The 12,464-nt window shown below is 64.1% G+C and carries 10 protein-coding genes; all 10 read left to right on the top strand.

The annotated features are described in order from the left end of the window. Nucleotides 1-14: 14 nt before the first annotated feature. A complete protein-coding gene (gene mraY, locus X756_RS155815) occupies nucleotides 15-1,097 on the top strand; it encodes a phospho-N-acetylmuramoyl-pentapeptide-transferase (protein ID WP_023668273.1) in 1,083 nt (360 codons plus the stop codon). An 8-nt stretch (nucleotides 1,098-1,105) separates the two neighbouring features. Next, complete coding sequence (gene murD, locus X756_RS155820) at nucleotides 1,106-2,506, top strand: UDP-N-acetylmuramoyl-L-alanine--D-glutamate ligase (RefSeq protein WP_023729348.1); 1,401 nt, start codon at nucleotides 1,106-1,108, stop codon at nucleotides 2,504-2,506. Continuing rightward, complete coding sequence (gene ftsW / locus X756_RS155825; RefSeq protein ID WP_023668275.1) at nucleotides 2,506-3,657, top strand: putative lipid II flippase FtsW; 1,152 nt, start codon at nucleotides 2,506-2,508, stop codon at nucleotides 3,655-3,657. Before murD ends, ftsW begins: the two co-directional genes overlap by 1 nt. A 1-nt stretch (nucleotide 3,658) precedes the next feature. After that, complete coding sequence (gene murG, locus X756_RS155830) at nucleotides 3,659-4,783, top strand: undecaprenyldiphospho-muramoylpentapeptide beta-N-acetylglucosaminyltransferase (RefSeq protein ID WP_023729347.1); 1,125 nt, start codon at nucleotides 3,659-3,661, stop codon at nucleotides 4,781-4,783. Beyond that, the gene (gene murC / locus X756_RS155835; protein ID WP_023729346.1) at nucleotides 4,783-6,189 is read left to right on the top strand and encodes a UDP-N-acetylmuramate--L-alanine ligase; all 1,407 of its coding nucleotides are present in this window, start codon (nucleotides 4,783-4,785) and stop codon (nucleotides 6,187-6,189) included. Before murG ends, murC begins: the two co-directional genes overlap by 1 nt. Then, entirely contained in the window at nucleotides 6,186-7,151 is a 966-nt protein-coding gene (gene murB / locus X756_RS155840) for a UDP-N-acetylmuramate dehydrogenase (protein ID WP_031238034.1), read from the top strand. Before murC ends, murB begins: the two co-directional genes overlap by 4 nt. 301 nt (nucleotides 7,152-7,452) lie before the next feature. Beyond that, nucleotides 7,453-8,379: a D-alanine--D-alanine ligase gene (locus tag X756_RS155845; protein WP_023668279.1), complete on the top strand. Its 927-nt coding sequence runs from the start codon at nucleotides 7,453-7,455 to the stop codon at nucleotides 8,377-8,379. After that, nucleotides 8,367-9,308 carry a cell division protein FtsQ/DivIB gene (locus X756_RS155850; RefSeq protein WP_023688033.1) on the top strand — a complete coding sequence of 314 codons (942 nt, stop codon included), beginning with the start codon at nucleotides 8,367-8,369 and terminating at the stop codon, nucleotides 9,306-9,308. Before X756_RS155845 ends, X756_RS155850 begins: the two co-directional genes overlap by 13 nt. Next, nucleotides 9,305-10,612, top strand: coding sequence for a cell division protein FtsA (ftsA, locus tag X756_RS155855; RefSeq protein WP_023668281.1), 1,308 nt, complete (start codon nucleotides 9,305-9,307; stop codon nucleotides 10,610-10,612). The genes X756_RS155850 and ftsA overlap by 4 nt, the downstream gene beginning before the upstream one ends. A 66-nt stretch (nucleotides 10,613-10,678) precedes the next feature. Further along, a complete protein-coding gene (gene ftsZ, locus X756_RS155860; protein WP_023712437.1) occupies nucleotides 10,679-12,337 on the top strand; it encodes a cell division protein FtsZ in 1,659 nt (552 codons plus the stop codon). The last annotated feature ends 127 nt before the right edge of the window (nucleotides 12,338-12,464 follow it).

Raw genomic sequence — 12,464 nt, 5'->3', positions numbered from 1 at the left:
GGGAACGGAATCGTATGTTTACATTGCTCGTCGATTTTGCGGACAAGGTCTCGGTCTTCAATGTCTTCCGCTACATAACTTTCCGCACCGGCGGTGCGCTGATCACCTCGGCGCTGATCGTCTTCATCTTCGGGCCGACCATCATCAATTCGCTTAGGCTGCGGCAAGGCAAGGGCCAGCCGATCCGCGCCGATGGCCCGCAGACGCATTTCAAGAAGGCCGGCACGCCGACGATGGGCGGGCTGATGATCCTGTGCGGCATCGTCGGCTCGTCGCTTCTATGGGCGAACCTCTCCTCGATCTATGTCTGGGTGGTGCTCTTGGTGACGCTGGGCTTCGGTTCGATCGGCTTTTACGACGACTATCTCAAGGTAACCAAGCAGTCGCATCTCGGCTTTTCCGGCAAGGCGCGGCTGGCGTTGGAATTCGTCATCGCCGGCATCGCCGCCTGGGCGATCATGCATAATGGCCAGGCGCCGTTCTCGTCGTCGCTGACCTTCCCCTTCGCCAAGGAATTCATCATCAATCTCGGCTGGTTCTTCGTGCCGTTCTCCTGCTTCGTCATTGTCGGCGCCGGCAATGCGGTGAATTTGACCGATGGCCTCGACGGGCTGGCGATCGTGCCGATCATGATCGCGGCGGCATCCTTCGGCGTTATTGCCTACCTCTCCGGCAATGCGGTGTTCGCCGAATATCTGCAGATTCATTTCGTGCCCGGCACCGGCGAGCTGGCTGTCGTGCTTGGCGCCGTCATCGGCGCCGGCCTCGGCTTCCTCTGGTTCAACGCGCCACCGGCAGCGATCTTCATGGGCGACACCGGTTCGCTGGCCATGGGTGGCCTGATCGGTACGGTCGCGGTCGCCACCAAGCACGAAATCGTGCTGGTCATCGTCGGCGGATTGTTCGTCGTGGAAATCCTGTCGGTCATCATCCAGGTCGGCTACTTCAAGATGACCGGCAAGCGCGTCTTCCTGATGGCGCCTATCCATCATCATTTCGAAAAGCTCGGCTGGACCGAAAGCCAGGTGGTGATCCGCTTCTGGATCATCGCCGTCATCCTGGCGCTGGTCGGCCTGTCGACCCTCAAGCTGAGATAGGAACCCGCTTGATCCCCGCCGCATCCTTTTCGGGCAAACGCGTTTCGCTCTTCGGGCTGGGTGGCTCGGGGATCGCCACGGCGCGCGCGCTGATCGAGGGCGGCGCCGACGTGCTCGCCTGGGACGACAATCCCGATAGCGTCGCCAAGGCTGCTGACCAAGGCATTGCGACCGCCGATCTGCGCGGCGCCGACTGGTCGAAATTCTCGGCCTTCGTGCTCTCACCCGGCGTACCGCTGACGCATCCCAAGCCGCACTGGACGGTGGAGTTGGCGCGTGGCTCCGGCGTCGAAGTGATCGGCGATATCGAATTGTTCTGCCGCGAGCGGATTGCGCGCGCGCCTGATGCGCCGTTCATCGCCATCACCGGCACCAACGGCAAGTCGACGACCACGGCGCTGACCGCGCATATCCTCAAATCGGCAGGGCGCGGCACACAGATGGGCGGCAATATCGGCCGCGCCATCATGACGCTTGATCCACCGCGGGCTGACCGGGACTATGTCGTCGAGTGTTCGTCCTACCAGATCGATCTCGCGCCCTCGATCAACCCGACGGCCGGCATCCTGCTCAACCTGACGCCCGACCATCTCGACCGCCACGGCACCATGCAGCACTACGCTTCGATCAAGGAGCGGCTGGTCGCCGGCAGCGAGACAGCCATTGTCGGCGTCGACGATAGCTGGTGCGCGCAGATCGCCGACCGGCTGGAGAGGGCGGGCCGACAGGTGATCCGCATCTCCAAGCGGCTGCCGCTGACCGACGGTTATTTCGCCGATGGCTCCGATCTGATGGAAGCCGTGCATGGCCGTTACAGCCGCGTCGCCTTCCTCGAAGGCATCGGTTCGTTGCGCGGCCAGCACAATGCGCAGAACGCGCTTGCCGCCGTCGCCGCCTGCCTCAGGGTCGGCTTGAGCCTCGGCGAGATCCAGGCGGGACTGGAAAGCTTTCCCGGGTTGGCGCATCGCATGGAGCAGGTCGGCCGCAAGGATCATGTGCTGTTCGTCAACGATTCCAAGGCGACCAATGCCGATGCGGCGGCACCCGCGCTGTCGAGCTTCCCGCGCATCTACTGGATCGCCGGCGGACTGCCCAAGGAAGGCGGGATCGAGCCGCTGCGCGGTTTCTTCCCGCGCATCGCCAAGGCCTATCTGATCGGCGAGGCGGCGCCCGCGTTCTCGGCGACGCTTGGTGAAGCCGTGCCTTATGAAATCTCGGGCACGCTGGCCGCCGCGGTCGACCATGCCGCGAAAGACGCGGCCAAGGATGACAACGGCGAGGTCGTGGTGCTGCTGTCTCCGGCCTGCGCCAGTTTCGACCAGTTCAAGAATTTCGAAGTTCGCGGCGAAGCCTTCAGGCAAGCTGCGAATGCTATCGAGGGTGTCAAACCCATCGGAGGGGCACGATAATGCAAAGCCGTCTCGACAAAAGCCCGGTTGCAACCTGGTGGTGGACGATCGATCGCTGGTTCCTGGCGGCGTTCCTGTCGCTGATGGGGCTTGGCATTGTCTTGTCCTTTGCGGCAAGCCCGGCGGTGGCCGAGCGCATCGGCCTCGACAGTTTCCACTTTGCCACCAGGCAGATCATCTTCACCGTGCCGGCGCTCGGCGTGATGCTGGCGGTGTCCTTCCTGGAATCGCGGCAGATCCGGCGCATGGCGCTGATCATCCTGGGCATCATGCTGGTGCTGATGGTGGCCGTGCTCTATATCGGCGTCGAGGTGAAAGGCGCGCGGCGCTGGGTGTCGTTTGTCGGCATGTCGATCCAGCCGTCGGAATTCCTGAAACCCGCTTTCGTCATCGTCTGCGCCTGGCTGTTCGCCGAACACAAGCGCCAGCCCGACATTCCGGGCAATTTGTTTGCCATGCTGCTACTGATCCTGGTCATCTCGCTTCTGGTGGCGCAGCCCGATCTCGGCCAGACCATGCTGGTGACCGGCACCTGGGGCGTCATGTTCTTCATGGCCGGCCTGCCCTGGCTATGGATCATCGCGCTTGGCGCCACCGGCGCCGGCGGCCTGTTTGCCGCCTACACTGTGTTCCCGCACGTTGCCGCCCGCATCGACAAATTCCTGACCGGCGAAGGCGACACGTTCCAGGTCGACATGGGCCGCGAGGCGCTGATCAACGGCCACTGGTTCGGCGTCGGCCCGGGCGAGGGCACGGTCAAGCGCGTCATCCCCGACGCGCATGCCGATTTCGTCTTTTCGGTCGCCGGCGAAGAGTTCGGGCTGATCATGTGCTTCTTCATCATGTCGATCTTCGCCTTCATCGTGCTGCGCGGCCTCAGCACGGCGCTGAAGGAACATGATGATTTCACCCGCTACGCCGTCGGCGGTCTCGTCACCGTGTTCGGCCTGCAGTCGGTCATCAACATGTGCGTCAACCTGCAGCTGATGCCGGCCAAGGGCATGACGCTGCCTTTCATCTCCTATGGCGGCTCCTCGCAGATCGCCATTGCCATCTCGATGGGCATGGTGCTGGCGCTGACCCGCAAGCGACCGGAAAAGCGCAAGCAGATGGGCTTTGCCCTGTCGCAGCGCGCCCTGCCGGCGGAGTGATATGGCGCGGGGTGTGATCCTTCTCGCGGCTGGCGGAACCGGTGGACATCTGTTTCCGGCCGAGGCGCTGGCGCATGAGCTGATCGAGCGCGGCTGGGGCGTGCATCTGGCGACGGACGACCGCGCCGAGCGCTTTGCCGGCCATTTCCCGGCCGCCGCCATCCATCCGATCCAGTCGGCGACGATGGGCTCGAAAAACCCTGTCGCGCTGCTTGGCGCGTTCTGGAAGATCTGGCGCGGCGTGCGCCAGGCCTCCGCCGTCATGGCCAGGATCAAGCCTGATGCGGTCGTCGGCTTTGGCGGTTATCCGACCTTGCCACCGCTCTATGCCGCGACGCGGCGCAAGCTGCCGACGCTGATCCATGAGCAGAACGCGGTCATGGGCCGCGCCAACCGGGCGCTGTCCGGGCGCGTCGATGCCATTGCCGGCGGCTTCCTGCCGCAAGATGAAAGTGCCACAGGCGCCAAGACGGTGACGACAGGCAATCCGGTCAGGCCGCCAGTCCTGGAGGCGGCCAAGACGCCCTACACCGCATCCAAAGGGGCGGATCCGTTCAGGCTCCTGGTGTTCGGCGGCAGCCAGGGCGCGCAGTTCTTTTCCGACGCCATGCCGACGGCGATCGCACTTCTGCCGGAGGCGCAGCGCAAGCGGCTGGTGATCACCCAGCAGGCCCGCGCCGACGACGTGGCGCGGGTGAAGGCTGGCTATGCGGCACTCGGCGTCCATGTCGAGGTCTCGCCCTTCTTCACCGATATGGCACAGCGCATGGGCGCGGCGCATCTGGTGATCTCGCGCTCCGGCGCCTCGACGGTTTCGGAGATCGCCGTCATCGGCCGGCCGGCGCTGCTGGTGCCTTATCCCTATGCGCTGGATCACGATCAGGCGGCGAACGCAGCCGCCCTTGCCGCGGCGGGCGGCGGCGAGGTGCATCCGCAATCGTCACTGTCGCCGGAGCGCATCGCGGCTCTCATTGGCGGGCTGATGGACACTCCCGAGCGGCTGACGGCCATGGCTGCCGGAGCGAAGTCGGCTGGCCGGCCGAACGCGGCACGGTTGCTCGCTGATCTCACAGAGGCTATTGCGTCCAGAAAAACCGTTTCGGATTTCAGGAAAGGGACGCATTGATGAAGATGCCGCAGACCATCGGCCTTGTGCATTTGATCGGCATTGGCGGCATCGGCATGAGCGGCATCGCCGAGGTTCTGCACAATCTCGGCTACAAGGTGCAGGGTTCGGACCAGGCCGACAGCGCCAATGTCCAGCGGCTGCGCGACAAGGGCATCGAATGCTTTGTCGGCCACAAGGCCGAGAATATCGGCGCGGCCGAAGTGGTGGTCGTCTCCACCGCGATCAAGAAATCCAATCCCGAGCTGAAGGCCGCGCGCGAAAAACTGCTGCCGATCGTGCGCCGGGCCGAGATGCTGGCCGAACTGATGCGCTTCCGCCAGGCGGTCGCGATCGGTGGCACGCATGGCAAGACCACAACCACGTCGATGGTGGCGACGCTGCTCGATGCCGGCGGGCTCGACCCGACGGTGATCAATGGCGGCATCATCAATGCCTATGGCACCAATGCCCGTATGGGCGATGGCGAGTGGATGGTGGTCGAAGCCGACGAAAGCGACGGCACCTTCCTCAAGCTGCCGGCCGAGATCGCCGTCGTCACAAACATCGATCCCGAGCATCTGGACCATTATGGCAGTTTCGACAAGGTGCGCGAGGCGTTCCGGCAATTCGTCGAGAACGTGCCGTTCTACGGTTTTGGCGTCATGTGCACCGACCATCCGGAAGTACAGGCGCTGGTCAGCCGCATCGAGGACCGCCGCGTCATCACCTATGGCGAGAACGCGCAGGCCGATGTGCGTTTCACCAACCACCGCATGGCCGGTGCCGTCTCGGCATTCGACGTGGTGATCCGCGACCGCAAGACCGGCGGCCAGACGACGATATCGGATCTGCGGCTGCCGATGCCCGGCCGCCACAACGTCTCCAACGCCACCGCCGCAATTGCGGTCGCGCATGAACTCGGCCTGTCGGCCGAAGCGATCAAGAAGGGGCTGTCGTCCTTTGCCGGCGTCAAGCGGCGCTTCACCCACACCGGCTCGTGGAACGGCGTCGACATCTTCGACGATTACGGCCACCACCCGGTCGAGATCACGGCGGTGTTGAAAGCGGCGCGCAGCGCCACCAAGGGCCGCGTCATCGCCATTGCGCAGCCGCACCGCTTCACCCGGCTGCACGATCTGTTCGACGAGTTTTCGGTCTGTTTCAACGATGCCGACACGGTGATGGTGGCGCCGGTCTATGCGGCGGGCGAGGAGCCGATCGACGGCGTGACCTCGGAGGCGCTGGTGTCGCGCATCCGCTCCGGCGGCCATCGCGATGCGCGCTACGTCGAAACCCCTGCCGCGATTTCGCCCGTCATTCGCGCGTTGGCGAAACCGGGCGACTTCGTCATCTTCCTGGGCGCCGGCAACATCACCCAATGGGCCTATGCGCTGCCTGGGGAACTCGGCGGTACCGTCTCATGATGCGCGGCCAGGACCTGCTCGACAAACTTGGCGACCGGCTTGCCGGCCTGCGCGGCCGCATCACGCCCAATGCCGAGATGGACAAGATCACCTGGTTCCGCGCCGGCGGTCTGGCGGACGCCCTGTTCCAGCCGGCCGACGAGGAGGATCTGGCTGCCTTCCTGCGCGCCGTGCCGGAGGACATCCCGCTCACCATCGTCGGTATCGGCTCCAACCTCCTGGTGCGCGACGGCGGCATTCCGGGTTTCGTCATCCGGCTTTCGGCAAAGGGCTTTGGCGAGGCCGAGGTGGTTTCGCCGACCGTCATCAAGGCCGGTGCTGCGACGCCCGACAAGCGCGTCGCGGCCGTCGCTTATGAGGCCGGCATTGGCGGCTTTCATTTCTATCACGGCATTCCCGGCGCCATCGGCGGGGCGCTGAGGATGAATGCCGGCGCCAATGGCGTCGAGACGCGGGAACGTGTCGTCGAGGTGCGGGCGCTCGACCGCAAGGGCAATCTCCACACACTCAGCAATGAAGACATGGGCTATGCCTATCGTCACTCGGCCGCACCTGCCGGGCTGATCTTCACCTCCGCCGTTTTCGAAGGTGTTCTGGAAGACCCAGAGGCGATCAAGGCGGCCATGGACGCCGTCCAGACGCATCGCGAGACGGTGCAGCCGATCCGCGAGAAGACCGGCGGCTCGACCTTCAAGAATCCGGAAGGCACCTCGGCCTGGAAGGAAATCGACAAGGCGGGCTGCCGCGGTTTGATGATCGGCGGCGCGCAGATGTCGCCGATGCACTGCAACTTCATGATCAACACCGGAACAGCGACCGGTTACGATCTCGAATATCTCGGCGAGACGGTGCGCGCTCGCGTGCTTGAAAAATCGGGCATCCGCCTGCAGTGGGAAATCAAGCGCCTCGGCAATTTCCGCCCCGGCCATGCCGTGCAGGAATTCCTCGGACAGCTTCTTTAGCGCAAGCTGAAGTTCATGTGATGCTTGAACTTCAAAGGTCTGAAACAACAGCGCCACCGTTGCTCCAAAGACTCACAACACGCTTTTTCCGGCCGTTTTCGCGGAAAGTGAATCTGTCGGAATCATAAGCACTTGCCAGCGAATCAACTCTCTGATTCTCTGCCTTAAAGCGTTTCCTGATTTGAGTCGTTCGACGCGTCGACCGCGTTTTCCGTCTGGGGGGCAACCTGCCGGGAGACTCGGACTCAATCTGGTCGCTGAATGCGTGGTTGCGGGCCCGCCGTGAGAGGGATGACGGGATATGAAGAACAAGCATGTGGCTGTCCTCCTGGGCGGATTCTCGTCCGAGCGGCCCGTGTCTCTGTCTTCGGGAAAGGCGTGTGCGGATGCGCTTGAGAATGAAGGCTACCAGGTTACCCGCGTCGATGTTGCGCGCGATGTCGGCGCCGTGCTCACCGAACTCAAGCCCGATGTCGTCTTCAACGCACTGCACGGCCCGTTCGGTGAAGACGGCACCATCCAGGGCATCCTCGAATATCTGGCCATTCCCTACACCCATTCGGGCGTGCTCGCCTCGGCGCTCGCCATGAACAAGGAACAAGCCAAGAAGGTCGCCAAGGCTGCCGGCATCGCGGTGGCGGAATCGAAGGTTGCCAGCCGCTTTGCCATCCAGAACAAGCATCCGATGAAGCCGCCCTACGTGGTCAAGCCGGTCAATGAAGGCTCAAGCTTCGGCGTCGTCATCGTGCATGAAGGGCAGTCGCATCCGCCGCAGGTCATCGGCTCGTCCGAATGGAAATATGGCGAGACCGTCATGGTCGAGCGCTACATCCATGGGCGCGAGCTGACCTGCGCCGTCATGGGCGACGTGGCGCTCGGCGTCTGCGAGATCATTCCGACCGGCCATTCCTTCTACGACTATGATTCAAAATACGTCGCCGGCGGATCAAAACACGAAATCCCTGCTAAAATTTCATCAAATATTTACCAAAAAATACAGACACTGGCGCTCAAGGCACATCTGGCTATCGGCTGCCGGGGCGTTTCCCGATCGGACTTCCGCTATGACGACCGTCACTCCGAAAACGGCGAGATTGTCTGGCTCGAGATCAACACTCAGCCGGGCATGACGCCGACGTCTTTGGTGCCTGAAATCGCCGCCCAGGCCGGGCACTCGTTTGGCGAATTGTTGAGTTGGATGGTGGAGGACGCTTCGTGTCTGCGTTGAAATGGGGACAGGACAAGGGCAGGGGCGGCGCCGGGCCGGCGCTGTTCGGCATGCCGTTGTCGTTCGACCATTTCGTGCTGCCGCGCGTGCTGCGCCGGCCGGTGCGCGTGCTGGCGCGCCTGGGCGGCGGCGACTTCGTCGCGCCGCGCTTTTCCGCGGCCATCCTGTCGGCTTCGCTCATTGCATCAAGCAGCCTCTATGGCGCCATTCTCGGCGGTCATGCCGACGACATCGTCCAGAGCATCACCGCCCGGACCGGCTTTGCCGTCGACCAGATTAAGGTGGTCGGCAACCGCCAGACTTCGGAGATCGACATACTGGACCGGCTCGAGCTCGACGGCTGGACGTCACTGATCGGCTTCGATGCCGAGGCCGCGCGTGAACGTATTGATACCTTGCCCTGGGTCGAAGTGGCGGCGGTGCGCAAGGTCTATCCACATACGCTGGAAGTGCGTGTCGAGGAGCGCGAGCCCTTCGCGCTCTGGCAGCAGGGCGCGGAGCTTTCGGTCATCGAACGCTCCGGCGCGGTGATCGCGCCGTTCTCCGGCGGCAAGCAGGCGCTGCTGCCGCTGATCATCGGCACCGGCGCGCCGGCCAAGGCCCCCGACTTCGTGGCCAAGATCAACAAATTTCCCGAGCTCGCGGCTCGGGTCAAAGGCTATATCCGCATCGGCGAACGGCGCTGGGACCTTAAGCTGGAAAACGGCATCACGATCAAGCTGCCCGAGGATGGCGAGGATCAGGCGATCGCCGATCTGGTTCGGATGGACCACGACAACGGGCTTCTGACGCGGGACATCGCCGCCGTCGACATGCGCATCTCCGATCGCCTGGTGGTGCAGCTGACGCCGGAAGCGGCGACGCAGCGCCAGGCCGCGCTCAATGAAAAGCCGCAAAATCTGAAGCGCAAGTCGGGGACGAAGATATGAGCTGGCTTGGCGGCAAGAGCGATGCCTCTTCGCGGCGTTCCGGCACGCTCACCGTGCTGGATGTCGGCTCAAGCAAGGTTTGCTGCGTGGTGGCGAAACTGAAGCCGCGCGAGGACGGCAAGCTGTTGCGCGGCCGCTCGCACCGCATCCAGGTGATCGGCATCGGCCACCAGAAATCGCAAGGCGTGAAGTCGGGCGTGGTCGTCGATCTCGACCGCGCGGAGCACGCCATTCGCCTGTCCGTCGACGCAGCCGAACGCATGGCGGGACTGACCGTGGATTCGCTGATCGTCAACATGACGGCCGGCCGGCTGAAGAGCGAAACATATTCGGCCACCATCAATCTCGGTGGCCATCAGGCCGACGAAGCCGACATCAAGCGCGTGCTTGCCGCCGGCGCCAAGCAGGCGCTCAAGGCCGAACGCGACGTGATCCATTCGCTGCCCGTCGGCTTTTCGCTGGACGCCGAGCGCGGCGTGCGCGATCCGCGCGGCATGGTCGGCGACCAACTCGGCGTCGATATGCATGTGCTGACGGGCGATGCCGCGCCGCTGCGCAATCTGGAGCTCTGCATCAACCGCTCGCATCTTTCGGTCGAGCGCATGGTGGCGACGCCCTATGCCAGCGGGCTTGCGGCCCTGGTCGACGACGAACTGGAAATGGGTGCGGCCTGCATCGACATGGGCGGCGGCACGACGACCATCTCGGTGTTTTCGGAAGGCAAATTCGTCCACGCCGATGCCATTGCCATCGGCGGCAATCATGTGACGCTCGATATGGCCAAGGGCCTGTCGACCTCGCTCGACGCCGCGGAGCGGCTGAAGGTGATGCATGGTTCGGCGCTGCCTGGCAGTGCCGACGATCGCGACCTGGTCTCGATCCAGCCGATCGGCGAAGACGGCGAGATGCCGCTGCAGATCCCGCGCTCGGTGATGACGCGCGTCATCCGCGCCCGCATCGACGAGACGCTGGAACTGTTGCGCGACCGGCTGAACAAGTCGGGCTACGGCAATGCCGTGGGAAAACGCGTCGTGCTGACCGGCGGCGCCAGCCAGCTTGCGGGTCTCCCCGAGGCGGCGCGCCGCATTCTGGGACGCAATGTGCGCATCGGACGCCCGCTCGGCGTGGCGGGCCTGCCGGAAGCTGCCAAGGGGCCGGCTTTCTCGACGGCGGTCGGGCTGCTGATCTATCCGCAGATGGCGAGCTTCGAGAGCCATCCGGCGAAAGGAATTTCCGGTCTCAGGATGACCGGGACGGGCGGAAAACTGCATCGCATGAGTCAGTGGTTGAGAGACAGTTTCTAATTGACGGGGACAGCCCCATAGGCGGCCGCGGCGGCGAAGCGGCGGGAAAGGCAAAGGACGGAGACAATGACGATCAATCTGCAAAAGCCGGACATCACCGAGCTCAAGCCGCGGATCACCGTATTCGGTGTCGGCGGCGGCGGCGGCAATGCCGTCAACAACATGATCACCGCGGGCTTGCGCGGTGTCGAGTTCGTCGTGGCCAACACCGATGCACAGGCGCTGACCATGTCGAAGGCCGAGCGGCTGATCCAGCTCGGCGCGCATGTCACCGAGGGGCTCGGCGCCGGCTCGCAGCCTGAAGTGGGCCGTGCGGCGGCGGAAGAGTGCATCGATGAGATCATCGATCATCTCTCCAACACCCATATGTGCTTCGTCACCGCCGGTATGGGTGGCGGCACCGGAACCGGTGCGGCTCCCGTGGTTGCCCGCGCGGCGCGCGAACGGGGTATCCTCACCGTCGGCGTCGTCACCAAGCCGTTCCATTTCGAAGGCCAGCGCCGCATGAAGACGGCGGATCTCGGCATCGAGGAGCTGCAGAAATGTGTCGATACCCTGATCGTCATCCCCAACCAGAACCTGTTCCGGCTGGCCAATGACAAGACCACCTTTGCCGACGCCTTCGCCATGGCCGACCAGGTGCTCTACTCCGGTGTTGCCTGCATCACCGACCTGATGGTCAAGGAAGGTCTGATCAATCTCGACTTCGCCGACGTGCGTTCGGTGATGCGCGAAATGGGCAAGGCGATGATGGGCACCGGCGAAGCTTCGGGCGAGGGCCGCGCGATGGCCGCCGCCGAGGCGGCGATCGCCAATCCGTTGCTCGACGAGACCTCGATGAGGGGCGCCAAGGGCCTGCTGATCTCGATCACCGGCGGCCGCGACCTAACCCTGTTCGAAGTCGACGAGGCCGCGACCCGCATCCGCGAGGAAGTCGATCAGGACGCCAACATCATCCTCGGCGCCACCTTCGACGAGGAACTCGAAGGCGTCATCCGCGTCTCGGTGGTCGCCACCGGCATCGACAAATCGGCAGCTGAAATTGCCGCGGCGCCGATCTCGATCCGGGCCGTGCCGCCGCAGCAGAAGCCGGTCAGCCGCCCAGCGGCTCCGGGGGCGGAAGGCCGTCCGGCACCGGTCCAGCAGCAGACCTATGAGCAGCGCGCGGCCGATCCGGTGGCCGAGGCGATCCAACTTGCCGAGGCCAATGCGGCGGCAATGGCTCGTCCGACGCCGATGGCCCAGGCGGAAGATTTCCGCCCGCAGAGCAAGATCTTCCAGGCCCCGCCTGCCCAGCCGCAGCCTGTCGTGCAGCAGGTGATGCAACCGGCGCCGATGCGGGAAATGCCGCAGCCGGTGGCTGCCGCACCGCAGCGCATGCCGCGGGTGGAGGATTTTCCGCCTGTGGTGCGGGCCGAGGTGGAAGCCAAGGGCCGTCCGGCCGACCATGAAAACAGCGGGCCGATGGGGCTGCTCAAGCGGCTGACCAACGGGCTGACGCGCCGCGAAGAAGAGCCGGCCCGGTTGCAGCCGGCACAGCCGCGCGAACCGAAACTGCGCCAGGCGGCGCCGGAAATGCGCCGCCTTGCCAGCCAGGATCCGCAGCTTTACGCGCCGCGCCGCGGCCAGCTCGACGATCAGGGCCGGTTGACGCCGCAGACCAGGTCGACCCAGGAAGACGACCAGCTGGAGATACCGGCTTTCCTGCGCCGCCAGGCCAACTGAGCCGTTAACGGTATGTAACACTTGTTAACAGGCAGACGAGAGATTGTCTGCCTGTTAACGTTTAAAGTGCTTTAATAACAAGGCGTTACGATGTGACGCTCAAGGTCTGTCGCGGTTACACAGAGTA

Source organism: Mesorhizobium sp. LNJC405B00 (assembly GCF_000502615.1).
Classification (GTDB): Bacteria; Pseudomonadota; Alphaproteobacteria; order Rhizobiales; family Rhizobiaceae; genus Mesorhizobium.
This window is presented reverse-complemented; position numbering and strand designations above follow the sequence as displayed.

Excerpts from the sequence above, each read along its gene's own strand:
- mraY (WP_023668273.1), top strand. The coding sequence starts at position 15 with ATGTTTACATTGCTCGTCGATTTTGCGGACAAGGTCTCGGTCTTCAAT.
- ftsW (WP_023668275.1), top strand. The coding sequence starts at position 2,506 with ATGCAAAGCCGTCTCGACAAAAGCCCGGTTGCAACCTGGTGGTGGACG.
- murG (WP_023729347.1), top strand. The coding sequence starts at position 3,659 with ATGGCGCGGGGTGTGATCCTTCTCGCGGCTGGCGGAACCGGTGGACAT.
- murC (WP_023729346.1), top strand. The coding sequence starts at position 4,783 with ATGAAGATGCCGCAGACCATCGGCCTTGTGCATTTGATCGGCATTGGC.
- murB (WP_031238034.1), top strand. The coding sequence starts at position 6,186 with ATGATGCGCGGCCAGGACCTGCTCGACAAACTTGGCGACCGGCTTGCC.
- X756_RS155845 (WP_023668279.1), top strand. The coding sequence starts at position 7,453 with ATGAAGAACAAGCATGTGGCTGTCCTCCTGGGCGGATTCTCGTCCGAG.
- ftsA (WP_023668281.1), top strand. The coding sequence starts at position 9,305 with ATGAGCTGGCTTGGCGGCAAGAGCGATGCCTCTTCGCGGCGTTCCGGC.
- ftsZ (WP_023712437.1), top strand. The coding sequence starts at position 10,679 with ATGACGATCAATCTGCAAAAGCCGGACATCACCGAGCTCAAGCCGCGG.